Here is a 22,877-nt window from a genome sequence, read left to right as displayed (position 1 = left end):
GTCAAAAGGCTGAGTACTCAGACTCATAGACTCTTAGAAATAGATAGATAAAGAAATAATGGCTCCCGATTGAGAGCCATTATAGTTTTAAGCCAGCGAAGGCGAGCGACACATGAGAGATGTCATAAATTCATTAAGTTCTCAATAGACTCTTCTAACGAGTGAGACATGTAAGAGTGGATTTGATGACCGTCAGTGGCGTCAATCTCAATCATTGAGATGCCGCTTTGCGAAGTATCTTCGAGAAAGCCAAGAGACTGTTCGACAGACTGACAGGTGAGAACTTGCTTGTTCTTGAGAACAATGCGACAGGTGTGCAGATCCATAGCCAATTTATCCTTGTTATTCAGCTAGCCTCGGCATCTTAAGCGCCAAGTGACAGCTGTGACGTTGCGAGAGAACCCTCTCTTCCCTCTTAAGGGTAGTTGAACTCTGCCAAAAGCAAATTAAAAAATTCAATTTAATGCATATTCACTTCCGAAAATGGCTAGCGTTCGTTTCGCTTGTCGTTACACTTTAACTCATCACTTAGTGTTATGGTTTTTAAGGTAGGCATATGGAAGGCAAGATTCATCAATACAGCGATCTGAGCAGTGCTCAGTGTCAACAAGCGCGCCTTGCGAGAGATGCACGCTTTGATGGACTGTTTTTTATTGCCGTGAAGACGACAGGGATCTTCTGTCGCCCCATCTGTCCAGCTTCGCCACCGAAAGAACAAAACGTCGAATATTTCTCGAATCAAGCGCAGGCACTGCAAGCGGGTTATCGCCCCTGTCTGCGTTGTCGCCCAGATAGCGTCCCTTTCTCGCCAGCTTGGAAGGGCGTTGAGACGACTTTTCTCAGAGCACAAAAGCTGATTGAAGAAGGTGGTTTAGCCGAAGGTAACAGTGCGGCTCTGTGTCAGCGCTTAGGCATCTCAGACCGCTATCTTCGCAGCTTATTCAGTAAATATATGGGCGTTTCCCCTAAGCAATACGCAATCTATAACCAACTCATGTTTGCAAAGCAGCTCCTGCATAATAGTCAGATGAGCATTACTGATATTGGGTTTGCTTGTGGATTTAAGAGTACACGCCGATTTAATGATGCCTTTCTTAAGGTGCTGAAATTGTCTCCATCACAGATCCGAAAGTCCGGATCTTACAGCGCGACGACCAATATTGTGTCTTTACCCATGAAAGGGACGATTAACTGGCAGCACATGTTGAACTTTTATCGCAAACGTATGATTGAGGGTGTTGAGGAAGTCGGGGAGGATTACTATCAACGAACGGTAATCATCAATGAGGCGACAGGGTGGTTTCGTATTCGTTGCGTTAAGAGCAGCAAACACCCAACCAATGTGCTGGAAGTTGAGTTCGAACTCAGCCAGATGAATCAGTTGAGAAATTTGATTCGTCAAATCCGTCGAATGTTCGATCTCGATGTCGACATCAATCGAGTTGAAGCGCACCTAGGCAATGTCGACGCCTCATTGATCCAAGAGTCCGGTATTCGTATTCCTGGAGTATGGTCGCCTTGGGAAGCCGGTGTGCGCGCTATTTTGGGGCAGCAGGTGTCGGTGAAAGCGGCGATAGGTCAATTGAATTTGCTGGCCAAGCAGTTGTCACCAAAAGAACAAGCGACCTATTTTCCAACGCCTGAACAAGTTGCTCAGGCTGACATTAGCTTTTTAAGAATGCCGCAGAGTCGAAAAGATACCTTACACAGATTTGCGGTTTATATGGTTGAGAACAATCATCAACATCCAAGCCAATGGCTCGATATTAAAGGCATTGGCCCTTGGACAGTACAGTACGCATTACTGAGAGGTTTGAGCGAACCGGATCACCTGCTCACAGGTGATTTAATCGTGAAGAAATACATCGATCAACACCCTACCGTGACAGCAAGTAAGGTCTCACCATGGGGTAGCTACGCAACATTCCATTGCTGGAGCCATTTTTAAATTTCGCGGTGAAGCACCGTTAAGAGAACGAATGACAATGATGAAACGATTTACTTATTACACCAGCCCACTGGGTATTGTGACGATACAAGGCTGCGATGAAGGATTATTGGGTATTTGGTTTGAAACGCATACCACTAAGCCAGAAGATCTGGGCATACAAGATGATAGTTTTGCGTTGTTTGAGAAAACTAAGCAACAGCTAGATGGATATTTTGCCGGAGAGCGAGACCATTTTTCTGTACCAATTGCAGCCGAAGGGACGCCATTCCAACAGTCAGTTTGGCAAGCTCTAACGCGTATTCCTTTTGGTGAAACATGGAGCTACCAACAGCTTGCAGATGAAATCGGCAATCCCAAAGCGGTCAGAGCCGTCGGCTTGGCTAATGGAAAGAACCCAGTTTCTATCATAGTGCCTTGTCATCGCGTTATTGGTAAAAACGGCAAACTGACCGGCTATGCGGGCGGTGTCGAAAGAAAGTCCGCGCTGTTGAAATTAGAAGGCATTCTATCAATTAGTTGAATAAATGCTCTTATTGTTTTCTGGTATTTATATAAATCACTGCTTATTATTTAAAAACTTAATAAAGAAATATAAAAATAGAAAACTCTATGAACCGACAATTTATTACGGCGATTGGGTGTAGTAGCGTTTTATTGACTGGGTGTTTGAGCGAGACAACGAAACCATTTGAGGTTCCTCAATTGGTCCTATTCAGCGGTATGTATGAAAACCCGGAAAACGAGAGCTATTTGATCTTTGAATCGGGCAAAGTACGCTACCAAACCACGGATATCAGCATCACTCGCGACTACAGCGTCGACGATGATTTGATCAGTATCGAACTAAACTCAGCGAGCAGCAAAATAGGTCCAGGGTTAGTGATGCGCATTCACAACGATGGAAGAAAGCTGACTTGCAACGGCTGTCCGGGCCTTCAATTGAGCAACGTTTGGACACGAGTCCCTGAATCGAAACAGTAATTCGCCGAGCTGCTAACGAACCCACTCGGCGAATACCTCCATTTCAAGCGCTTTACCGCGCTTTTGTCTTTTTAGCCTGTGATCAAGTTAGGTTTTAAAACAGACTCGAATTCATTGCGAGGTGTACGGCAATGCTGAGGGCATAACCGATCGCGATAACAGGCATCCATTTTAGGTGACCAAAGAAGGTGTATTTGCCATGCGCTGCCCCCATCAAAGCGACACCAGCAGCACTGCCTATCGAAAGCAAGCTACCCCCAACCCCTGCCGTTAAGGTGATAAGAAGCCAGTTGCCAATCGACATGCTTGGCTCCATGGATAGCACTGCGAACATCACAGGAATATTGTCGACGATCGCAGAGAGGATACCCACCATGATGTTGGCCCAAATCGGGTTCCATTGGCTGTACATGACGCCTGATGCTAGTTCTAAGTAGCCGAGCAAGCTCAAACCACCCACACACATTACAACACCATAGAAGAACAACAGTGTGTCCCACTCGGCGTGAGATACACGTCTGAACACATCGAATGGCACCACTGAACCTAAGCGTTTGAGTGCCGCTTCATCATGGTTGGCAATCGCAATTGCTTTCTTCTTCGCCAATGATTTGGGTAGCGTTTTGCGCAAGAAAAAGCCAAAGAATTGCAGATACGCTAGCCCCATCATCATGCCGATCACTGGAGGGAAATGAATCACAGCGTGGAAGGTAACGGCGGTTGCTATGGTCATGATAAACAGAAATACAATGCGCTTTGCACCGCGTTTGAGCTCAACATGCTGGTGGACGGTGTCTGGCTGCGTGGTCGGAACAAAGTAAGACATAATTAACGCAGGAGCGAGGTAGTTGACTGCTGATGGGATAAACAATGGCATGAACTCCGAGAAGCTCACATAGCCCGCTTGCCAAACCATAAGTGTGGTGATGTCACCGAACGGGCTAAATGCGCCGCCCGCATTGGCCGCGATCACGATATTAACGCAGGCAAGGTTAACAAATTTCGGGTTTGAGCCTGCGACTTTGAGAACCACAGCGCACATTAATAACGCAGTGGTTAGGTTGTCGGCAATTGGAGAAATAAAGAACGACAGAATACCGGTGAGCCAAAACAGTGAACGGTAGTTAAAGCCTTTTCCCACCATCCATGCTTGCAGCGCATCGAATAGGCGACGCTCCTCCATGGCGCTGATGTAGGTCATAGCCACAAGTAGAAACAGTAACAACTCTGCGTATTCTAAAAGGTTGTGCTCTAAGGCTTGTTGGGCGACTTCAATTTGTTGATGGTTTTGGTAGGTTAAGCCAATCGCAATCCATATGAGGCCAGCTGCGAGCAGAACTGGCTTCGATTTTCGCAATTGCAGATACTCTTCCATCATCACAAACACGTAGGCGATAACGAAAATGGCCAGACACAGATAGCCAATTGAAGACTGAGTGAGATTGAGGGCGTGAGTTGTTCCTGTCTCACTGGCAAAAGATAAAGAGGGAAGAATCGCCAAGAGAAAGACGAAGATCTTTGTGCCTGCCATAATTTACGCTCCATGAAATTAGATGAGTCTGTACGCGTAAAAGCGTAGACCTAAATATGGCTGCGTAGTGTGATAGAACTCTTAATAATTCAAGAGATTAGTGAATCGTATTAGAGATAAAAATGAAAAAGCTCTACCAACTCATTTGTTGATAGAGCTTTATCTGTGGTTGCCAATATTAAGCAGCACTGCGATCAAAAACGACAGCTTGATCAACGGTACACACTTCAACGGGCCAACCGTAAGATTGGTACTCCAGCGCAAGTTTGTCAGCGACAACACGTGAAACAGTTGCACTGATCCACATACCTTTGCCCATTACTTGGTATTTTAATGTTCTCATTTCCATAATAACCACTGCTCTCTTTCCTTCCTATTGGCTGATCGCAGTCTATAGCAGCCATGAACGCTGAAATTTCACTTTGAGCTCATATCTTTGCTGTTAAGGCTCAGCATCATCAAGCTCGTAAATAGTGCCTATTCAGTGCTCTGTACGGTCTGTTTGGGGTTTAGTCTCATACTCTAAGTGTATGTAATGTATTGGAAATATAATTTTAGTGAAATTTAGTGTAAGAGATCTCGCACATGACTTTCAGAGATAATGAGAACGGAGTGTTATTTAAATTGAGGAAGTTGATACTTAATGTTGGCAATTGTTTATGGTTTGTTTTCTATCAATAATTGGTTTTGTATTCTAATTATTAAATAATATATAGCCTCATAACCTGCAATTTAAGCTAATTCACAGTTTTATATTTTGCTTATGTTTGATTGGGTAATATTATTGCTCTCTTGATTTTGGTCATTATCTCAATGTGCATTACTTTGCACTATCTATACGTGTTCTGTTCCACATAAACAAGATGTATAGAGGCAATTATGACTAATCCTGCTCAAACCGATCGTAAAGTGACGATTGGTTGTTATATAGCTCTCGCATTCGCGATAGTGTTCTTTTCCGGCCTGCTCAAATCTAATGAGTGGTATGGCGTTTTTGACTTTACCACGCTAAATGGTTCGTTCGGTAAGGTCGCCTATGATGTCAGTGAGACAGCAGACGGCGTCCAAGCTGCCACCACATCACTACGTGGTAAGGGCGGCAGTGGCGCGCGTGACGGTTTCATTTTCGCGCTGACTTTGATTCCAACTGTGATGTTTGCGTTAGGAATGATTAATGTCCTTGAACACTACGGCGCACTAGAGGCTGCTCGCAAGTTGTTAACACCTCTTCTACGTCCATTGATGGGGATTCCAGGTAATTCGGGCCTAGCCTTGATTGCGTCTTTACAAAGTACGGATGCCGGGGCCGCTATGACTAGGCAGCTCAAAGACGAGGGGCATTTGACTAAGCGTGAAACCGATGTGTTTACCATGTTCCAATTCACGGCTGGTGCTGCCATTGTAAACTTTTTCTCTTCTGGTGCCGTGCTGTTCACCCTCACCACGATCGATGGTTCATTAGCGGTTTCATCTTCGATCGGCCTTGCTGTTGCGGTGATGTTTGTCTTTAAGTTTGTTGGTGCCAACCTATTCCGTATTTATCTAAATATCACAGAGGGCAAAGAAGATAAGTCGGACTCCAATAAAAAACAAAATATGACAGAGGAGGCAGCATAATGAGCGAAGTAAAAGCAAAGAAACCTATGGTGACGGATATTTTCGTTGAAGGTGCTAAAAAAGGCTGGGTGATCGCGACTACGTCGACCCTGCCAAACGTGCTGATGGCCTTTGTGATCATCAAGGCATTGCAAATCACTGGTGCACTCGATCTGATGGGCAGTGTGTTCGCCCCTATTATGGCTGTGTTTGGTCTTCCGGGTGAAGCCGCTGCAGTACTAATCGGAGCTTGGATGTCGATGGGCGGCGCTGTGGGCGTTGTTATTACGCTGTTTGACCAAGGTATTTTAAACGGGACTCACATTGCGATCTTAGCGCCTGCGATTTATCTAATGGGCTCTCAAGTGCAATACATGGGACGTATTATGGGACCTATCGGTACGGAAGGCCGTTATATTCCAGTGATGATTGCTATCTCTGTATTGAATGCGTTCGGCGCGATGTTGGTCATGAATGTACTTTTATAGCCGACTGACTATTTAGAGACCAAGAAATGAATCAGATTGAACGCGACAAAAGGCGAAGCGTTATATTGGTGATTTTTATCGAGTCCCTAAAATAGAGAAACCCCGTTTGGCTTACACCAAACGGGGTCTGTTCTTTTTCGTAGCCTTCCTGCTACCAACGTTGTCTCTTATTTATTCTTAAATAAGGTAACGTATGCTCCCTGCATCGTTCCTTGACTTGGTTAACTCCATTAACCTATCCAATTCATCGCCTTCCTAGCGGTGTCCTGACCTTATCATCCTGATAAGCAACTCATCCTAGAGTGTGACTTCCTTGCTGATAACCCTTCCTGTGCTATCAAATCTTCATCCTGAAGATACCCAATCCATTAGGCTTTTCCTGTTCCTGCCAACTCCCTGTCGACAAGTTAATTAAACACTCTTGTGACTTCACTCGCAATGGAGCAAAACTATAATTCAGTTCAATAATTAGAAAGATTTGTGCGCTGTTCATTAGAAAACAATAAGTTGAGTTTGTTTTTTGAGTATATTCTGCGAAGCTTATTTGAGATCTCTTACGTCGGTTGTGAGAGATCTCTTACAAGGAGATGAGCAAGCTTGACTGAATCAAGAAGGCTTATACTCGTCAGTTATTATTGAAGATAAGGAAATATCATGGTTACAGCGTTATACGCGTCTATACTCGCCCTCATTATGCTCTGGTTAGCCGTTGAGGTGATCAAGCAGAGAAGGAAGAATCAGGTCGCCCATGCTGATGGTGGTGTCGAATCGCTGCAAATCGCGCGATCTGCACAGAGTAATGCGATGGACTATATCCCGATAACTGTGATTTTAATGGCGCTGTTAGAGTTTAACGGTGTCAATGTCTGGTTGATTCATATCATCGGCATCGCTTTTATCGCGGGGCGTATCATTCACGGGAAGAGCATTCTTGCTCGCAGCCTAAAAGGCCGAAAACAAGGTATGTATTTAACCTTTGGCAGCATGGTGTCTCTGGTTGTCCTAAACTTGGTTTATCTGCCATTTGATAAACTTATGTAAGGATAGCCATGGCGTTACGCCTCCCTCCACCATGGATGATCGTATTAGCCGGCTTGGTGCTCAACATTCTCGCCATTGTTGTGTCGAGCCTAGTGCTCGACAAAATGGTGGTTGAGCAAGCCCAATATCGCGAGCGTCAGCAGGGTAATATCTACTCTATTCAGCTGGCGTGGAACACTATAGAGACGTTAGAACGTAAGCGAGAATCCATGCTGCTACATATGGACATCAGTACCTCATCCAACTCTGCGGTCACACCTGAGTTAGAGGAAGCGATGCGAGGCCAGTTAGGTGTGTGGGTGAGCGGAGAGGTGCCTGAGATCACCGTTGAAAACCTTTCTCAGATTATGATGATGATTAATCAAGCTCAGCAATCGCAACGGACACGCATTGATGATTTTTATCTCGATAATCTAACCCTATCCGAGCTTCTTCAGGCTCTAGAAGAGCAAATGACGCTCTATAAAAACATTGCCCTTTTTCTGCAAATCTTTGGCTTAGCTTTGATTCTCGCTCGCGATTTGGCAAGGCGAAGTTAGGGTAGTGAGCTTTCTGACGACCTGTATTGATTCGTTATTAATTTAAATTTGGGTGCTGTTTCCCTTGGTACTTTGGAAGCTGATTTCTGAGCTTTTGAAAGGTGCTAAAAGCGTTGTTGGCTGACAAGCGATTCATTAGCCAATCAGGCAGTATCCCACCTGCGTTCACATAGGCTGTGTAGTTGATGTGTGTGAAGCCGTTAGTGAGCGGCTGTAGAGTCCAAATAGCGTCCACGTCGCGAATGCGAATATACCCAGATTCCTTTGCAAGGTAGTTCGACGCGTCTTTGATCGTCAGAGTAAATTGTCCTTCTTCGACCTCGTATTTGGAGTAGGTAACCATGTCTCGGTCACGAGCCGGCCATGGAGCTTTGAATTGGGTATAGACAATGTTTTCGTTAGCGGAGATCTGCATCAGCACTTCACTGTGGGACACATTATCGATCCAGTTGGGCACATTGTCGCTGTCTTCTAGTAACAACAAGAATCCGGAGTAGCTGGTCTCGACCTGCATTTGAGCTCGAACTTCTACCAAGCCATTGCCGTGGTCGCGTTTGTGGATTGTGATGCCATCTTCGCTTTTTACAAAGGCCCAAGGTGTGGCAAAAGCAAGCGTTGAATAGGTGAAAAGGCTAACTACAAAGATCCGGAGTAGAGTCATTCTTCTTCCTGAAAAATAAAGACTTATTAAGTCCGAGTATAGCTAAACTTGGCTGGAACAGAGAGGCTTTATTGGAACATAATAGCAACCTAATTATTACAACTATGGGCGCTTTATTTTGCAACATGCGTTACTGCCACTTTTCGTCTTTATCAGCGTACTCAGTTTGTCGGTCTTTGCTCAACCAAATCAGGATTCACAGCAGGTTAAGCCTTATCAACCCAAAGGTGCGACTTGCGTCATTCGTAATAGTGATGGTGAGGTTGTTCTTGTTCAAGATTACCTGACGCGCACGCTTTCTTTGCCCGGTGGTTATATTGATAGTGATGAGACATTTCAGGCTGCCGCGAAACGAGAAACGTTCGAAGAGACAGGGATAACTGTCGATGTGGGAGAGCGGCTTGATATTGACGACAATCGAGTTGTTTTTGCTTGCCAGTCCAAAGAGAGTGTTGGTTATATAGACCCTGCTATCGAGAACCGTTTCGGTGCGAAAATCATCCCTGCTCTTAACTCCAAGCACTTTGGTAAAGAAATTCGTCAGGTTTACCTTGCGCCTTTAACGCCATCTGTTGTTGATAAGTACCGTTATCCAAGTGATAGCGACGCTCTAAAATCTTGGATCAAGACGAGCCACACCAGCGCTTTTCATGTGCTCGAGGACTTGATCAATGGAGCAAGTGAACTTCATACAGAGCAATTACCGTTTATGGTCTCTTTTCAAGCTTGGGCTAAATCAATGCCAATCATCGGTAGCTTACTCACTATTGGTAATGGCTTAGGTGAAGGGGCATTTGCGGTCGGATTACTGGTGCTGTTCTTATTATTGTTGCCCCTACGTTATGGTCTGACGCTTGCCTTTGCACTGCTCGCCACGGCTTATTCCGTCAACCTTCTAAAAATGGGTTTCGCCATTCCACGTCCTTTCTATCTGCTTCCAAGCTTGCAGCAAGCTCAAGCCAGCGGATTTAGTTTTCCGAGTGGTCACACAACCCAAGCGGCGGCAGTTGTCGGGTTGTTACTAGGTTGGATAACAAAGCGAGGTGAACAGCATGGCTATATCAGTCCAAGTACAGCGATTGTCAGTTGGTTTGCACTGTCGCTTCTTGCTGGCGCAGCTAGGGTTTGGTTGGGTGTTCATTACCCGACAGACATTATCGCCGGAATCGGCTTAGGTGGTTTGATTGCTTTACTGTCGTTGAAGGTCTACCAATTTAGAGGCGCAGATCAGAAGCGGTTAGTTGAATCGAAGCGTTTGTGGCTGTTGTTACTGGTGGTTTATCTCTTTGGTACCTTACAACTGTTGCAGCCTCTCTATGTGTTTGCTTGGTTTGCCGCGCTTGGCTTGTTCATTTCTTTGTTTATGAATAATCAGCAATCGAACGTTTTGAAACTTAACCCTTGGCAGCAAGTTATTGCTTCAATAATCGGTGTGATGGTGATTGCAGGAGTGAGCATGGCTTTAGTCTCGTCTGCAACAACCAGTATCGTACTCTTAGCGGTGAATGCACTGGCTATTTTGATTGGGGTGCTCTGGATCTTAGTGGGTTCGCCTTATCTCACTCGACGCTTTAAGCATTGTTAGAGAGGCACATTCATCTAAAGGGAAAAAAACGGAAGAGTCATACTCTTCCGTTTTGATTAAAAGGCAGGAAGTGAAAAGCGGTGTCTTTTTAAAGCTTGTCAGCCTCAACAGTCTTGATGCTTGTCCAGTTGGTGTTGGCATCTTGAATAAATACTTGAGTATCTTCCAACCAACGTTTTTGAACAGATTTATCTAAGTTCAAGTAGAGCTTACCGTCTTCAATTTTCCATGCGTTAGGGTCTGTTTCAAACTTCTTACCCATTGCCACACCAAATGCACAATAGCCGCCGTATTGAGGTGCATACGCTTGTGGATCTGCACGAAACTGGTCGCGGTTTTCACTGCTCGCAAATTGATAAATGGCATTTTTATAGGTGGCCGTAAATTCAGGTGAACCTTGTACTGCGCCTGCATCCGTAAAGTAGGCTACAGGGTCATAGCCTTTAATCGCCAAATCATTGCTATCGACGCTCATGTCGATATCTGCTGCCATCACTGAAAAACTCGCGCCAATTAGTGCTGCTGCAAGAGTGAATTTTTTACCTGCTGATTTGATAGGTGACATAGCGTATTCCTTGTCTCTGTTTGGTTAGCTTGTATGAATAAATTAGCGGACTTGTCCGGTCTATAGAGAGACAAAAGACCTAAAAAGTAGGCGAATCGTTCGGAGATGCTATGGACCTGTTGTCACAACTGATGGAATATTTTTCGATACGCACCGGTGTTTTTTACTCTGGTCGTTTGTGTGGAGTGTCGTCTTTTAATGGGGAACAAGGCACACAAGGACATTTACATGTATTAACTCGTGGTGAGTTAGTGTTAGCCCGAAATGGTGGTGAGCCTAAACAACTTTCTGAGCCCTGTATTGTGTACCTACCAAACAACACCTCGCACGCAATAGAAGGTGTTGGGGAGGGGGCTGAATTGGTATGTGCTAGTGTCGAATATCGTTCTGGTCAGACAAACCCCTTGTTGTCTGCGTTGCCAGAGGTGATTGTCATTCCTTTTAAAAGCGCCCCAAATTTAAGCCACGTGATTGATGCGCTGTTTCGCGAATCGACTCAGCAATCTTCGGGTCAGCAATATTTAATGGATAGGTTGAGCGATGCCTTGATGGCGCTGATCTTTCGACACCTGATTGAGGAGCAGAAGATAAACAAAGGTGTGTTTTCTGCACTTGCTCACCCGCGCCTTGCATCGGTGGTGTCTGCTATACATCAGCTTCCGGCGCGTCACTATTCTGTGGTTGAGATGGCCTCTCTTGCTGCAATGTCTCGCACTCAGTTCATTGAAACATTCAAACGCGAAGTCGGGGAGACTCCGGGGGACTATGTGCAGAAATGGCGTGTGTCCGTTGCTCAGTCGCTATTGCTACAAAATAAGCCGATTAACTGGGTAGCCGATGAGGTGGGATACACCAGCTATTCAGGGTTCTCACGCGCTTTCCAGCATGTCGCAGGTGTATCGCCAAGGCAATGGTTGAAAGAGAGCTTGGATTGACGAAAAGTGTATTGGGAAAGGGAGTCCCGCTCGTTGATTGCAATGAGCGGGGCTGTTTTTTGAGTAGGCTATATCAGAGAATGAATTAGCGAAGCAATATGCTACGTAATGGGCTTTTCTCAAGTGCGACGACTAAGCCGAAGCTTAGAATTATCGTCATGCTGTAAGTGAGAATGTCTTTCGACAAACCTGTAATACCGAGTATTCCGCATATATTAAACATCACGATGATTAGCAGTAGATGGCTGACATAGATACCCAGCATTCGGCTTGAAATGGCTCGAATCCAACGATTGTCACCTATGTTTGGGTTTGCCAGTAGCCACATGAATACGCCAGTGCCCCAGAGCGTTGTGCCCGCTAAGAAGTCATTGATGTTGAATGCGACGTCAAATCCCATCAACCAAGCAGCCTCTCCAAAGTGGATGATCATTCCCAATGCAGCCATCGCAATAGATTGCATTGAAGTGAGTCGCCAACTGTTTTGTCGAATCATGAATCCAATGGCAACGAGTAGCGTGCTGAAGAATGGCCCATTGCGTGTGAAAATCGGCGCTTCCAATTCAGTCAGAGGAGCGTAGCTACCAGCCAAGATTCCGTAGAGGTATAACGCGAGCGCCAAAGGCAAGATCGCTTTGGTTAGGCTCATTTCGATGAGCAGTGCGAGAATGGCAACGGCACAAATAAGAGCAGGGATGAACCATAGGTGCACCAAACCACCTTCGAATAAGCTGTTCAGTGGTGTCGACATTAGGAAGCTCCAGTAACCTTCACGCTCTGCGAGGTAACCGACTTCCATGACTTTGCCCAAGTTAAACGGCATCAATAAACTGATGACGCTCCAGGCCAGCCAAACCTTGAGAAGCGGCTTGGAGTAACTCGTTAATGTGCTCCAAGGTGAACGAGTGAGCTTGGGTTGAATGAGGTAACCAGAAATTAAAAAGAACAGCGGAACGGCAAAGCGAGCTGCTTGGTTGAGAACATAGCCTACCCATGGCACCTCATCGATTAGTGCATAAGAGAGGGCCATTTGGCAGTGTAAGCCGATGATCGCCAAAATAGCCACCACACGACCTAACTCTAGGCTGGCAATATGTGTGGACGGCTTTGAACTAGCGGTAGACATAACAAGACTCTTAGAAAAATTTTCCCAGAAGTTAGCAGTGTTCTCGTGTCTTGCTCTAGCTTTAAATCAAAAGAAAGTGCGGTTATTACCCAGTCAAAGCCTGTTTATTTGAAGCGACTCGCAGCTATATTAATCCAGTTGCTTTCAAGGTAAATATGCCAAGGGTACAAGTGATTAGTGACATCACGGTTGTCAGCGCAATGATATTGGCGGCTAAGGTTGAATTACCGCCCATTGCTCTCGCCATGACATAGCTAGCGGCAGCCGTTGGAGCTGCGCTCATCAAAAAGATGAGTCCGAGATCTTGTTCTTTAAAGCCAAAAAACAGCGCCGCGAGTGTAATGGTCAATGGAGCCAGTACCAATTTATAGCTGGTGGCAAACCAAGTTGAAGCTTTCTCTTTCTTTAGAGAGCCAATATCTAACGATCCACCGGTACATAGAAGTGCCAGCGGGAGCGTCATATTGGCGAAGTACTGCCCTGCGTCAGAGACCATTTTAGGTACAGGGATCGATAGTGCATAGAACACGACGCCAAGTGTAATTGCGATGATCAGCGGGTTCTTGGTGAGGGTTTTGACAATAACTTGTACCGCTTGTTGACCAGACTCTTGTCCTTTGGGTGTAAGCGCGACCACGGCTTGAATGTTGTAAAGCACAGTCAAAGAGGCGACATAAATTGCAGCCAGTGCAACGCCATCGTTTCCATAAATGTTCGCTACATAAGCTAAACCGATGATGGCGGTGTTAGCTCGAAAGCCTCCTTGAACGATGACACCCTGATCTTTTGGTTCTGAAAAAGCCAACCGAGTCGACAGCGTCGTAAATAGGAAGAACAGGAAGTTAGCGACGACGCCGAATACCACCAATTTACCGCTGGCAGCGAAGTCATGATCAGACTGAACAATGCTTAAGAACAACATCGCTGGCAGGGTGACCTGAAAAACCACCTTTGAGGCAACATCGATAAAGTTTTCGTTGATCAACCCAATGCGTTTGAGCATGACACCGAGCACCAACATTAAGCAGATAGGCCCAGTAATTGAGGCGGAAAACGCAAATTGTTGCCAAAGAGAGGTCATGTGCAGTCCTTGCTAGGTTTTTATGAAGAGTGATCGCAGCAATAAGCGACGATGAATTAAAACGCATTGAGTACTGTCGCATTTTTCCACAAATAACATCGACACAGAAATCAAATTTTGAGCAGAACCAAAAAATAATTGCAAAAAAGAACGAACGTGCTAAAAATAAAAGGTCTCAATTTTATGTGATGAATGATGAGTAAAGGAAGAATAACTAAAGAGCATATTTTAAGTCATGCCTTTGCCCTAGCGAGTGAAAATGGTCTGGAAAGTTTGACCATTGGCGAGTTGGCAAAGCAATGTGGCATGTCGAAAAGTGGTCTTTTTGCTCACTTCAACTCTAAAGAGAACATGCAGTTAGCGGTTCTTGAATATTCGAATCAAGTTTTCACTGAACGTGTCATCGTGCCTGCTCGCGAGTTGGGTGATGGTGATATTGAAGCGAAACTGAAACAGCTACTCGATAACTGGCTCGGTTGGAATCACTCCTTTCAAGGCAGTTGTATGTTTATCGATGCGTGGAAAGATGTTGCTAGTGAAAAGTCGGTTATCCAGCAAGCACTGCAGAAAACGATCGCAGTTTGGATCGATTACTTGACGATTCAGATCACCAAAGCCATTGATAATCAGGAATTTAGAGCCGACTTAGAACCTAAACAGGCCATCTTTGAGTTGTATGGTTTGTACTTGAGTGCGAATTTGTTCTATTCACTACATGGTCAACAGGCGAGTCACGACCATTTTTGGAATGGTGTAGAACGATTAATCGCGAGTTGGAAGCGATAACCCGTTAGAAAATAGACAGAATATAGACAAACTGGCTCCCAATGATGGGTGCCATTTTTTAAAATAACAAAAAGCACGGTCGTTCTTTTTCGGCTGAGCTAACAGGCCAACTCACTATAGAGTGGACAAAAGGAACCGTCATGAGTGACAAAATTTATTTCAACACCTCAACGAAATTCAGTTTCAAGCGCAGTTTGATTGGTGCGACGACTAACCTGCACTACATTCTTGCGCCAAGCCACGCTAAAAAAACTGCGCGTAAGCTCCTACTAACGCCAGTCCGTTCAGAGCCCAAGAACAGTGAGCCACAAGGTTTAATTAAGGGCGAAGTCACAACTCGTGACGGTGTTCTAAAAACATACTCACTTGGTTCTGGTCCGGTTTGGGTGCTCACTCATGGCTGGTCTGGTACCGCGAGTCAGTTTTATCCTCTGATGGAGCATATTGCAGCCAAAGGCTTTACCGCACTTGCTTATGACCACCCTGCGCATGGTGGTAGTGATGGTGTGTACGGTCACATTCCAGCATTTGTTAAAGGCTTAGAAGCGATTCTAGATACCATCGAAGACGTTGCTGGTTTAGTTGGGCACAGTATGGGCACGGCTTCGGCGTTAGAGTGCAAACACGCTAAGCTTGAGAACAAGCCACTTCTTTTGATCGCGCCAGTGCTCGACTACTTAGAAAACTTGTTCGGCAGCGTGGCTCGATCGGGTTACTCAATGAAGCTCTTTGAAGCGGTGGTTGGTGAAGTTGAAGAGCAGTTCAATTACCCAATTCAGTCGGTCGACCCTTATGGCAAACTGGCGCTTCGCCAATCCAATACCATCATCGTGCATGATGAGAAAGACAAGTTCACTAAGTACTCGGTGTCGGAGCGTGCTGCGAACGAGATGGAGCGAGTGACCTTGGTGACGACTCAAGGCCAGGGGCACGGTCGAGTGATGAAATGCCCGCAAGTTTTTGAAAGCTTCGACGCACTGATTTAATCGCGTCGTTCTAGATAAATGTCAGATCTGAAGAAGGCCAATCTGCGATGAGATTGGCCTTTTTGTTAATTGGGCTTGAGCCTAGGTTTTAGCTGAGACTAGATTTTCACTGATCTTAGTTAGCACAATTTGCAGGGCCAATTTCTTTCCAAACTCCCCATTGGCCAGACTGTGAAGGATCATCTCCTTTCGTCCACCATTTCGCTTCCCAAAGCGTATTGCCTTGAGTCACTTGGTCACCGCCTGTGTAGACAGTGTTGGCATCCCAAGCATTGCTACACGTACTACCGCCCGTTGTTTTCTTAAGGACTTTTACTGAAGTAGAAGCAACAGATGTTTCCGAACCATCACTCACCGTAACCGAGAAGTTAAACAGAGTATCTTGCGTATATTCACCAGCAACGAAACTCACAGATGCACCTTGAACCGTTGCGTTAAGTTCAGCGGGTACATTCCATGTGAAGCTCAATGTATCGTTGTCTGCATCGGTTGAGCCTGAGGCGTCTACCACAACAACATCACCAGCGTTCACCTCAGCAGGCGCCGAAACAACCGCGACAGGAGCCGTATTGACTGGGTCTGTGTTCTTCGGTGTTACTGTGACTACCACAGTGTCTGTTGATGTTGCGCCTTCGTTGTCTGTTACTGTCAGGCTGAAAGTAAGCGTCTCTTGTTGAGTCACTTCTACAACATCGAAGCTTGCAACAGCGGCATTGGCGTTAGCCAGAGTTACAGCTGTACCGCTCACTTGAGACCAAGCATAACTTGCAATGGTGCCATCGCTGTCTTTTGAAGCGCTGCCATCTAGAGAAACAGAAGCTGGGCCCTCAACTGATTGGTCTGCACCTGCCGATGCAGTTGGTTTGCGGTTGACTGGGTCAGTTGTGCCACCGGCCAAGCCTTCGTGCATCGCATTTAAGATATCGCCATTGTCTGCATCAATCTCCCATGAGAAAAGACCCGCAAGGCCAAGGCTGCGCACATAAGCACCTTTCGCTTTCACAGAGCGGTCGTCATCAAAAGTGATCAATTGACCTGATGTTCTGTTCCAAACGTAAGGCGCTTCAGCTTGCTCGTCATAGCCGTATTCAAAGCCATTAATGCCCTGATTATTTGCGCCTAACATATTGGCTTTAATGCCTTTGTAGTCAATAACACCATCTTCCCAAACGCCTTGAGCGGTGCTGCCCTTCAGCTTACCGTTACCAACGCCTGTCATTGGGTCGTTCGGGTCAGTCAGAGTCGATGGAAGTACGCCTTCCCAACCTCGACCATACATAGCAGTACCAACAACCAGTTTGTTTGCAGGCACGCCTTGCGCAAGCAGTAGCTGAATGCCATTGTCTGTGGTGTAAGCTGGACCTTTGTATGGTTCGCCGTTTTCATCAATGCCACTGCCGTCACACTGGCCTGGACGCATAAAGTTGCCACAGTTGAGTGCCGTTTGATGGCCGAGAACGTTGTTCCAACCGCCGTAGAAGTCGTAAGTCATTGCGAAGATGTAATCCATGTATTGGATAGCATCGCCGTAGTTTACGTCTTCGATCTTGTCGTAACCGACACCAATTGCAGATGTGAGTTCGTAGGTGCGGCCGGTTTCAGCTTCAAGTTCGTCTAGCATCGCGCGCAGCTCAGCCATTAAAGCAATGTAAGCTGGGCCGTCATTAACAGGGTCGCCGAGGTCAGCCGCTGCACCGCCGCCACCTGGGAATTCCCAGTCGATGTCGACACCATCATAGAATTTCCACGTATTTAAGAACTTTTTCACCGACGCGACAAAGGTGTCTCGGTTGGCTTTAGTTGTAAAGTCAAAGAAGGGATCTGATAGCGTCCAACCACCAATTGAAGGGATGATTTTTAGATCTGGATTGCGCTGCTTCAGAGCCATCATCATTGCATAGTTGCCTTTGATAGGCGTGCTGTATTCATGACCTGCTTGATTGAAGCTCTTTTGGAACGCGGCCCAAGGGTCGTGAATAACCACCTCATAATCATTGACACCCTTACAGGCAGTCATCAGTGCGTTGAAGCTATTACCACCGACCGATTTTACTGATTCATTTGGACCACAAATTGGGATGAAGCCGTAAAGGATGTGGGTCAGGTTGTCAGCTGGTAGGTTGTCGACAGTGTAGTCTCGACCATAGATACCCCATTCAACAAAGTAAGTACCTACTACCGTGTTAGGGTCTGTATTGTAAGTCTTGTTGTTCGGGTCGATGTTCATAGTGAGTGGAGCAAGGTGAGAACCGTCGGTGTCGGCAATGGTGATTTGTGCTGGTGCACTTTTACTACATCCCGTTGCGTCACAGGCCTCGATTTCCATCTGATACAAACCGCCTTGGCCATATTCAAACGACGCGGTGGTTTGACTACCAGTAATCGCGCCAGTCGCTACTTTTACACCATCAAAGTAGATGTTGTACGTATCGCCAGCGGTACCACTCCATTGGTTAAACTTAACCGCGATCTTGGCTTTGTCATGGTATTTAACCATGTCGTTGTAGCCAGAGGTTGTCTCCATCGCAAGTTCAATCTTTGAGAACTGCAGGTTATTGGAACCATACATATCAATGCTTGGTGCGGTAGGTGCGGCCAGTGCCGTGCCTGATAGCGCTAGTGCTATGCCGGTCGCACACGTGTTTAAACGAATCATATTTTCTCTCACTCCTTGAATGTGGTTGAAGTACACAGCGGTCAGCTAAATCGGCTGTATCTTCGAATCAGCCCCTAAGGTGAGGCGTCGAGTTCAGTATTCGAGAGAGTTTTTATTTCATAAGTGAAAATAAATCCGTTTTCGATGGACAACGAAAAAATCACAACTTGTTACAAAGTTGTTGCGCTATGGGTGAGAGGTCGAGTCCATGTTTTATAAAATTATCGCAACCAGTGGAATGGTCTCATAAGTGAGTTTTTACGACACGACATGATGCAAATTTTTGAAGTTGCATATTTTTATGTTGAAAAATGGAAGTAGTGTAGTGTTTTTAAAAACAGCGAATAATCAGATGTGCTTTGAAATGAACGGGTTATTTGCTGAATTGCTCAGCCAAAGAAGCGCGTCTTTGCTGTACAGCGCTGCTGTTTAGAGGGATAGCGGTATGTTCATACCCTTCTTTTACGAATTGCTGCGTAGGGATGTTTGGAACTAAGCGCTTAAGTTGAGGTGAATTGAAGGTGCCACTTATCGCGTACACGGTTTCTCCAGACCCGGTATTGATGGTGATGGTCTTGCCATTGAACTTAAAGTTGGTGCTGATTAGGCGATGGTTCATCACCACACCTTGTTCAGATAGGGAAAGGATATCGGTGTCATAAGGAGGCGCGCCTACCTCAATCCATGTGCCGTAGACATTACTCGGATCGATAAACTTCTGATGCGTTTGATAAGCGGTATAACTGGCAAAGACGGCGGCAATAAGCCCCATCAATAAAAGTAGGTAAAACAGCGCCTGAGTCAATAAGTCTCTGCTTTTCGAATCCTTTTGTCCCATTTTTATGGCTGTTTCCTTCATCTTCCAAAGGACGATTTTATTTATTGAATACTCAGTTTGCAATGAAAGTTGTCAAAGTTAGAAGCAGGATCCACATTGTGAAGCAAACTCACACTTCGAGTGGGCGCTAGTTTGGTATTTGCAGCGAGTTGATTGAACACTCAAAAGCACTAACTTATGACGATTAATTGCTTGTAGGAAACGGGTGAATTAGTTAAAACATTCAAGCAAGTAATTTTGGTGATGAGGCATTTGATAAGCTCACGCCGTTCTGATTAAAGACAAGGAAGTACAATGATTAAAGAAAATACCTATTTCGATGGTGGCGTTAAATCTCTTGGTTTTTCACAAGAGGGTGAAGATGTCAGTGTAGGTGTGATGCAAGCGGGTGAGTTTACATTTGGTACGGCTGCCCCAGAAAGAATGACAGTAGTCAAAGGTGCATTAACGATTAAGCGTGTTGGTGAAGACGATTGGTCAACGTTTAAATCAGGTGATTCGTTTGAAGTAGCAGGTGATTCTTCATTCGATGTTAAGGTTGCGGAAGCGACTGCTTACCTTTGTGAGTACTTGTAATACTGTCGGTTGCTGTACTCGCTAAGCGACCAAGAAAAAAGCCACGCTCCAATCGAGCGTGGCGAATCAGTGAACGATATTCTTGGCAGTGGATAACGTCACGTTTTAGTAGCCTTCCAACGAGAAGACAAAATTCTTAATAGGTTTCAAAGACGCCATTGTTAAAGTCATGGATCGTCTGTTCTATCTCTTTCATGCTATTCATTACAAACGGGCCATAATGAACAACAGGTTCGTTAATGGGTTCTCCCGAAAAAATCAGTACTCCAGACTCTTCCTTCGCGATCATCTCCAGAATTTCAGCCTTACTCAATAGCGCCAATTGTCCAGCAACGAGAGATTGTGACCCTAATTCAACCGAGCCTTTATAAACATAAACGAACGCGTTGTGATCATTTTCGGTTGTGAGCGTCAGCGTTTGATCTGATTGTGCTCGCCAGTCTGAAACATTGAGTGGTACCCCCGTTGTTTGCAATGGCCCGGATAGTTGTGTGCCCTCAATTGATGCGTTGCCAGCGATAAGTCGCAGTAGCCCCATCTTCTCGTTACCCCATTCAGTAATGGTCTCACTTTGAAAGTCGTGGTATTGAGCAGGCTTCATCTTGTCGCGAGCAGGTTGGTTTATCCATATTTGGAAACCATGCAGAGAGCCTTCTTCCATCATTGGCATTTCACTGTGAATCACTCCGCGACCTGCGGCCATCCATTGAGCGCCACCACTGCGTAGCTCACCGACATTGCCCATATGATCCTTATGCTGGAAATGACCTTGGAGCATATAAGTGAGAGTCTCGATTCCGCGATGAGGGTGCGGTGGAAAGCCACCCACGTAATCTTTACTCTCATCGGATTTGAGTTCATCAATCATTAAGAAAGGCGAGAAGCTGGCGTTGTTGAATCCTGCAGCTCGTTGGATTTTCACACCATCGCCGTCGGACGTTGCCTGAGCATTCATGATTTGTGTAATACGTCGATTTTCCATGGTTGTTATCTCCAAATGTTTCAATACCTATAGTCTAAGTAGGAAGCACAATCTCAAACAGGGCACAAAACTGACGGGCTTGTTTGAAAAATTCGAACAAGTGAAAAATGGAAGGTTACGCGCCAGTGAAGCGTCGATTTCATAGGGAATGAGTTCGTTTTGTTGCTGCTATTTATGGCAGTTCAAAGATTTTCAAAAGAAGATGTTAACGTTGTTGCAGTGAGCTTGGGTGATAATCGTGATCTTGAATATCAGAAAGTTCGCGATTACTGACTATACTTACAATAAGGGATAGTCTAGCCAAGGAGGCGACGATGGCTGTGCAATCTAAACACAACGATAGAAGTGGCCGAGTTGGTTTCGAAAACGACTTCACCACTGATCAACGTCAGCGTTTTACCGAAGTGGCAAACGCGGCATTTCGACGCAGAAAAAAGAAGGAAGAGCTTGATAGACCTTTCTTCCAATCAGCAAAAAACGCGGCGTTTAAACCGGTTCTTAAACCAAAGAGAATGAGTCCGAGCAAGCAGCGTCAAGTTGTTTGGATAGTGATTATTGGTCTGGTCAGCCTATGGGCTATGTATATGGCTGGCTAACTAGATTGCTGGTGTAAAGCGGTGACATTACTTGGTATTGTCTCGATGGCTTTGCGCGGCTCAGAACAGTGCCCATCCTCAATGAGTGGTGTCGTGAGATCGTCTTGGTAATAAGCGAAACGGTTTTTACCAGAGTGCTTGGCATAATACATCGCTTTGTCTGCACAGCGTGTCAGCTCTGCAAGATCGGTCGCGTCACTAGGATACATTGCCACCCCAATACTTAAGGTGAGTGTGCCGACTTGATTGTTGGTCAGGTTTTCGTTTTCAAACAAGCCGCTGATTCTCTGCAAAATGCCATCTAAATCTTGCTTGCTTCTCACATCATAGAGCATTAATACAAACTCATCGCCAGCGAAGCGGGCAATCGAATAGTCATGCTTATGAGTTGATCGGTCTTTACTGCGAAGGTTATTTTTCAATCGCTGGGCAAAGTGTTGTAGAACACTGTCGCCAACATCATGACCAAAGCTGTCATTGATGGTTTTGAAGTTATCGATATCTAAGAAGACCAAAGCCGTCACACTATTATTCGTATTGACGGTGTTGAGTTTCTCGATTGCCCAACGTTCAAAGCTCCAACGATTGGCAAGCCCTGTGAGTTGATCTCGGTAAGCAAGGTCTTCAATCCCTTCTTGATATAAGCGTTGAATATAGCCCACAGCCTTGGTGTAGTAATAAGATGACACGTGGCACACGGCACTCATGGTCACAAGACTTAGAGAGAAGCGGTGTGTACTGTTGAACGGCAGTGCGAATTTATGAGGGATAAATGCCATCAAACTGCTAAGAAAAAGTAAGAAGGTAACACTGAGGATCAACCCCATGCGAAATTCATTAATAAAGATAACCGCGGCTAAGATCGGATAAAGCCAAAGCATACGCTCAGGGATGGTTCCGCTATAGAGAAACAGCACAACACCTTGGATTAGCAATACGCAGCTCAACAACAATTCACAATAGTGGGGTTCTTGAACCTTTTTAATATAAACGGCGTTAATGACGGCAATAATGGCGAACATCATTTCAAAGACAGACAGGGTGTAATAGCCATCTTGGAAATATGCCCAAGTATAGAAAACAAACAACGCTGCAGAGGTTAGCGAAAAGGAGTAGACGATTTTCTGTTTTCGAGTCGAACGAATATCGGCCATCTCTTCTAGGTGTCTTCCGACCAACTTGTTCATTTTGTACGCCATAGTGGAAATTAATGTTCTTAATCTTAGGTTAAATTGCTCCAATAAATGATACAAATAACAGCTAATAGTGTGATTAGTCTCTAAGTTTCATATAAATAACTCACTCTGTAAGTATCAGTTCACTCAATAACAGACAGGCTGTCATTTTTTCTCGTCGCAAACTAAGGTTGACTAATGA

24 protein-coding genes are annotated in these 22,877 nt (G+C 45.4%); 13 read left to right on the top strand and 11 right to left on the bottom strand.

Annotated features, from left to right (window positions below):
* Nucleotides 1–122: 122 nt before the first annotated feature.
* A complete protein-coding gene (locus OCV50_RS15765; protein WP_032553612.1) occupies nucleotides 123–326 on the bottom strand; it encodes a hypothetical protein in 204 nt (67 codons plus the stop codon).
* A gap of 230 nt (nucleotides 327–556) precedes the next feature.
* Between OCV50_RS15765 and OCV50_RS15760 the strand changes: the two genes are divergently transcribed.
* The 3 genes from OCV50_RS15760 (at nucleotide 557) to OCV50_RS15750 (ending at nucleotide 2,932) form a co-directional block, all read left to right on the top strand.
* Nucleotides 557–1,948 (top strand): DNA-3-methyladenine glycosylase 2 family protein, encoded by a 1,392-nt coding sequence (locus OCV50_RS15760; RefSeq protein ID WP_261904844.1) that lies wholly within the window; start codon nucleotides 557–559, stop codon nucleotides 1,946–1,948.
* Between the two features lie 37 nt (nucleotides 1,949–1,985).
* Nucleotides 1,986–2,471 carry a methylated-DNA--[protein]-cysteine S-methyltransferase gene (locus OCV50_RS15755; protein ID WP_239839312.1) on the top strand — a complete coding sequence of 162 codons (486 nt, stop codon included), beginning with the start codon at nucleotides 1,986–1,988 and terminating at the stop codon, nucleotides 2,469–2,471.
* Nucleotides 2,472–2,560: 89 nt separating this feature from the next.
* Nucleotides 2,561–2,932, top strand: a complete 372-nt coding sequence (locus tag OCV50_RS15750; RefSeq protein WP_261904843.1) for a hypothetical protein — start codon at nucleotides 2,561–2,563, stop codon at nucleotides 2,930–2,932.
* A gap of 94 nt (nucleotides 2,933–3,026) precedes the next feature.
* On the opposite strand, the gene nhaD is transcribed toward OCV50_RS15750, so the two are convergent.
* A complete protein-coding gene (gene nhaD, locus OCV50_RS15745; protein ID WP_261904842.1) occupies nucleotides 3,027–4,463 on the bottom strand; it encodes a sodium:proton antiporter NhaD in 1,437 nt (478 codons plus the stop codon).
* A gap of 178 nt (nucleotides 4,464–4,641) precedes the next feature.
* The gene (locus tag OCV50_RS15740; protein WP_239840482.1) at nucleotides 4,642–4,806 is read right to left on the bottom strand and encodes a hypothetical protein; all 165 of its coding nucleotides are present in this window, start codon (nucleotides 4,804–4,806) and stop codon (nucleotides 4,642–4,644) included.
* 536 nt (nucleotides 4,807–5,342) lie between these two features.
* Between OCV50_RS15740 and OCV50_RS15735 the strand changes: the two genes are divergently transcribed.
* The 4 genes from OCV50_RS15735 to OCV50_RS15720 all read left to right on the top strand — a co-directional run bounded on the left by OCV50_RS15735 (nucleotide 5,343) and on the right by OCV50_RS15720 (nucleotide 8,127).
* Complete coding sequence (locus OCV50_RS15735; protein WP_239839309.1) at nucleotides 5,343–6,080, top strand: nucleoside recognition domain-containing protein; 738 nt, start codon at nucleotides 5,343–5,345, stop codon at nucleotides 6,078–6,080.
* Entirely contained in the window at nucleotides 6,080–6,547 is a 468-nt protein-coding gene (locus OCV50_RS15730) for a YjiG family protein (RefSeq protein WP_032553605.1), read from the top strand. The genes OCV50_RS15735 and OCV50_RS15730 overlap by 1 nt, the downstream gene beginning before the upstream one ends.
* 654 nt (nucleotides 6,548–7,201) lie before the next feature.
* Nucleotides 7,202–7,588 carry an MAPEG family protein gene (locus OCV50_RS15725; RefSeq protein ID WP_261904841.1) on the top strand — a complete coding sequence of 129 codons (387 nt, stop codon included), beginning with the start codon at nucleotides 7,202–7,204 and terminating at the stop codon, nucleotides 7,586–7,588.
* 8 nt (nucleotides 7,589–7,596) lie between these two features.
* Complete coding sequence (locus OCV50_RS15720; protein WP_239839307.1) at nucleotides 7,597–8,127, top strand: DNA mismatch repair protein; 531 nt, start codon at nucleotides 7,597–7,599, stop codon at nucleotides 8,125–8,127.
* A 37-nt stretch (nucleotides 8,128–8,164) separates the two neighbouring features.
* On the opposite strand, the gene OCV50_RS15715 is transcribed toward OCV50_RS15720, so the two are convergent.
* Complete coding sequence (locus OCV50_RS15715) at nucleotides 8,165–8,788, bottom strand: START domain-containing protein (RefSeq protein ID WP_261904840.1); 624 nt, start codon at nucleotides 8,786–8,788, stop codon at nucleotides 8,165–8,167.
* Nucleotides 8,789–8,906: 118 nt separating this feature from the next.
* On the opposite strand from OCV50_RS15715, the gene OCV50_RS15710 reads away from it, so the two are divergent.
* The gene (locus OCV50_RS15710; RefSeq protein ID WP_261904839.1) at nucleotides 8,907–10,373 is read left to right on the top strand and encodes a bifunctional NUDIX hydrolase/phosphatase PAP2 family protein; all 1,467 of its coding nucleotides are present in this window, start codon (nucleotides 8,907–8,909) and stop codon (nucleotides 10,371–10,373) included.
* A gap of 88 nt (nucleotides 10,374–10,461) precedes the next feature.
* Here OCV50_RS15710 and OCV50_RS15705 read toward each other — a convergent pair whose 3' ends face one another.
* Nucleotides 10,462–10,938 carry a YHS domain-containing (seleno)protein gene (locus OCV50_RS15705; RefSeq protein ID WP_239839304.1) on the bottom strand — a complete coding sequence of 159 codons (477 nt, stop codon included), beginning with the start codon at nucleotides 10,936–10,938 and terminating at the stop codon, nucleotides 10,462–10,464.
* Between the two features lie 110 nt (nucleotides 10,939–11,048).
* Between OCV50_RS15705 and OCV50_RS15700 the strand changes: the two genes are divergently transcribed.
* On the top strand, nucleotides 11,049–11,873 hold the full coding sequence (locus OCV50_RS15700) for an AraC family transcriptional regulator (RefSeq protein WP_261904838.1): 825 nt from the start codon (nucleotides 11,049–11,051) through the stop codon (nucleotides 11,871–11,873).
* 85 nt (nucleotides 11,874–11,958) lie between these two features.
* Here the strand turns inward: OCV50_RS15700 and OCV50_RS15695 are convergent, their stop codons facing one another.
* Both OCV50_RS15695 and OCV50_RS15690 read right to left on the bottom strand, forming a co-directional pair.
* Nucleotides 11,959–12,999: an acyltransferase gene (locus OCV50_RS15695; protein WP_261904837.1), complete on the bottom strand. Its 1,041-nt coding sequence runs from the start codon at nucleotides 12,997–12,999 to the stop codon at nucleotides 11,959–11,961.
* Between the two features lie 124 nt (nucleotides 13,000–13,123).
* A complete protein-coding gene (locus tag OCV50_RS15690) occupies nucleotides 13,124–14,080 on the bottom strand; it encodes an AEC family transporter (protein WP_261904836.1) in 957 nt (318 codons plus the stop codon).
* A 195-nt stretch (nucleotides 14,081–14,275) separates the two neighbouring features.
* Here OCV50_RS15690 and OCV50_RS15685 point away from each other — a divergent pair, with 195 nt between their 5' ends.
* Complete coding sequence (locus OCV50_RS15685; protein ID WP_261904835.1) at nucleotides 14,276–14,866, top strand: TetR/AcrR family transcriptional regulator; 591 nt, start codon at nucleotides 14,276–14,278, stop codon at nucleotides 14,864–14,866.
* 140 nt (nucleotides 14,867–15,006) lie between these two features.
* A complete protein-coding gene (locus OCV50_RS15680; protein WP_261904834.1) occupies nucleotides 15,007–15,852 on the top strand; it encodes an alpha/beta hydrolase in 846 nt (281 codons plus the stop codon).
* Between the two features lie 115 nt (nucleotides 15,853–15,967).
* Here OCV50_RS15680 and OCV50_RS15675 read toward each other — a convergent pair whose 3' ends face one another.
* Nucleotides 15,968–18,508, bottom strand: coding sequence for a glycosyl hydrolase family 18 protein (locus tag OCV50_RS15675; RefSeq protein WP_261904833.1), 2,541 nt, complete (start codon nucleotides 18,506–18,508; stop codon nucleotides 15,968–15,970).
* Nucleotides 18,509–18,881: 373 nt separating this feature from the next.
* Nucleotides 18,882–19,346: a DUF2850 domain-containing protein gene (locus OCV50_RS15670; protein WP_261904832.1), complete on the bottom strand. Its 465-nt coding sequence runs from the start codon at nucleotides 19,344–19,346 to the stop codon at nucleotides 18,882–18,884.
* A 294-nt stretch (nucleotides 19,347–19,640) separates the two neighbouring features.
* Here OCV50_RS15670 and ppnP point away from each other — a divergent pair, with 294 nt between their 5' ends.
* Complete coding sequence (gene ppnP / locus OCV50_RS15665) at nucleotides 19,641–19,922, top strand: pyrimidine/purine nucleoside phosphorylase (protein ID WP_032553586.1); 282 nt, start codon at nucleotides 19,641–19,643, stop codon at nucleotides 19,920–19,922.
* A 136-nt stretch (nucleotides 19,923–20,058) separates the two neighbouring features.
* On the opposite strand, the gene OCV50_RS15660 is transcribed toward ppnP, so the two are convergent.
* Nucleotides 20,059–20,904: a pirin family protein gene (locus OCV50_RS15660; RefSeq protein ID WP_390905162.1), complete on the bottom strand. Its 846-nt coding sequence runs from the start codon at nucleotides 20,902–20,904 to the stop codon at nucleotides 20,059–20,061.
* A gap of 314 nt (nucleotides 20,905–21,218) precedes the next feature.
* On the opposite strand from OCV50_RS15660, the gene OCV50_RS15655 reads away from it, so the two are divergent.
* Nucleotides 21,219–21,500, top strand: a complete 282-nt coding sequence (locus tag OCV50_RS15655) for a hypothetical protein (RefSeq protein ID WP_239839296.1) — start codon at nucleotides 21,219–21,221, stop codon at nucleotides 21,498–21,500.
* On the opposite strand, the gene OCV50_RS15650 is transcribed toward OCV50_RS15655, so the two are convergent.
* A complete protein-coding gene (locus OCV50_RS15650; RefSeq protein ID WP_261905214.1) occupies nucleotides 21,497–22,654 on the bottom strand; it encodes a GGDEF domain-containing protein in 1,158 nt (385 codons plus the stop codon). The two genes, OCV50_RS15655 and OCV50_RS15650, sit on opposite strands and share 4 nt — an antisense overlap.
* Between the last annotated feature and the right edge of the window lie 223 nt (nucleotides 22,655–22,877).

This window comes from Vibrio fortis (genome assembly GCF_024347475.1).
GTDB lineage: Bacteria > Pseudomonadota > Gammaproteobacteria > Enterobacterales > Vibrionaceae > Vibrio > Vibrio fortis.
This window is presented reverse-complemented; position numbering and strand designations above follow the sequence as displayed.

What these genes read in the sequence shown, in the direction of transcription:
- OCV50_RS15750 (WP_261904843.1), top strand. Translation starts at nt 2,561, where the DNA reads ATGAACCGACAATTTATTACGGCGATTGGGTGTAGTAGCGTTTTATTG.
- ppnP (WP_032553586.1), top strand. Translation starts at nt 19,641, where the DNA reads ATGATTAAAGAAAATACCTATTTCGATGGTGGCGTTAAATCTCTTGGT.
- OCV50_RS15690 (WP_261904836.1), bottom strand. Translation starts at nt 14,080, where the DNA reads ATGACCTCTCTTTGGCAACAATTTGCGTTTTCCGCCTCAATTACTGGG.
- OCV50_RS15760 (WP_261904844.1), top strand. Translation starts at nt 557, where the DNA reads ATGGAAGGCAAGATTCATCAATACAGCGATCTGAGCAGTGCTCAGTGT.
- OCV50_RS15650 (WP_261905214.1), bottom strand. Translation starts at nt 22,654, where the DNA reads ATGGCCGATATTCGTTCGACTCGAAAACAGAAAATCGTCTACTCCTTT.
- OCV50_RS15675 (WP_261904833.1), bottom strand. Translation starts at nt 18,508, where the DNA reads ATGATTCGTTTAAACACGTGTGCGACCGGCATAGCACTAGCGCTATCA.
- nhaD (WP_261904842.1), bottom strand. Translation starts at nt 4,463, where the DNA reads ATGGCAGGCACAAAGATCTTCGTCTTTCTCTTGGCGATTCTTCCCTCT.
- OCV50_RS15765 (WP_032553612.1), bottom strand. Translation starts at nt 326, where the DNA reads ATGGATCTGCACACCTGTCGCATTGTTCTCAAGAACAAGCAAGTTCTC.
- OCV50_RS15755 (WP_239839312.1), top strand. Translation starts at nt 1,986, where the DNA reads ATGATGAAACGATTTACTTATTACACCAGCCCACTGGGTATTGTGACG.
- OCV50_RS15730 (WP_032553605.1), top strand. Translation starts at nt 6,080, where the DNA reads ATGAGCGAAGTAAAAGCAAAGAAACCTATGGTGACGGATATTTTCGTT.
- OCV50_RS15685 (WP_261904835.1), top strand. Translation starts at nt 14,276, where the DNA reads ATGAGTAAAGGAAGAATAACTAAAGAGCATATTTTAAGTCATGCCTTT.
- OCV50_RS15695 (WP_261904837.1), bottom strand. Translation starts at nt 12,999, where the DNA reads ATGTCTACCGCTAGTTCAAAGCCGTCCACACATATTGCCAGCCTAGAG.
- OCV50_RS15725 (WP_261904841.1), top strand. Translation starts at nt 7,202, where the DNA reads ATGGTTACAGCGTTATACGCGTCTATACTCGCCCTCATTATGCTCTGG.
- OCV50_RS15720 (WP_239839307.1), top strand. Translation starts at nt 7,597, where the DNA reads ATGGCGTTACGCCTCCCTCCACCATGGATGATCGTATTAGCCGGCTTG.
- OCV50_RS15700 (WP_261904838.1), top strand. Translation starts at nt 11,049, where the DNA reads ATGGACCTGTTGTCACAACTGATGGAATATTTTTCGATACGCACCGGT.
- OCV50_RS15660 (WP_390905162.1), bottom strand. Translation starts at nt 20,904, where the DNA reads ATGGAAAATCGACGTATTACACAAATCATGAATGCTCAGGCAACGTCC.
- OCV50_RS15680 (WP_261904834.1), top strand. Translation starts at nt 15,007, where the DNA reads ATGAGTGACAAAATTTATTTCAACACCTCAACGAAATTCAGTTTCAAG.
- OCV50_RS15715 (WP_261904840.1), bottom strand. Translation starts at nt 8,788, where the DNA reads ATGACTCTACTCCGGATCTTTGTAGTTAGCCTTTTCACCTATTCAACG.
- OCV50_RS15705 (WP_239839304.1), bottom strand. Translation starts at nt 10,938, where the DNA reads ATGTCACCTATCAAATCAGCAGGTAAAAAATTCACTCTTGCAGCAGCA.
- OCV50_RS15735 (WP_239839309.1), top strand. Translation starts at nt 5,343, where the DNA reads ATGACTAATCCTGCTCAAACCGATCGTAAAGTGACGATTGGTTGTTAT.
- OCV50_RS15670 (WP_261904832.1), bottom strand. Translation starts at nt 19,346, where the DNA reads ATGGGACAAAAGGATTCGAAAAGCAGAGACTTATTGACTCAGGCGCTG.
- OCV50_RS15655 (WP_239839296.1), top strand. Translation starts at nt 21,219, where the DNA reads ATGGCTGTGCAATCTAAACACAACGATAGAAGTGGCCGAGTTGGTTTC.
- OCV50_RS15740 (WP_239840482.1), bottom strand. Translation starts at nt 4,806, where the DNA reads ATGAGAACATTAAAATACCAAGTAATGGGCAAAGGTATGTGGATCAGT.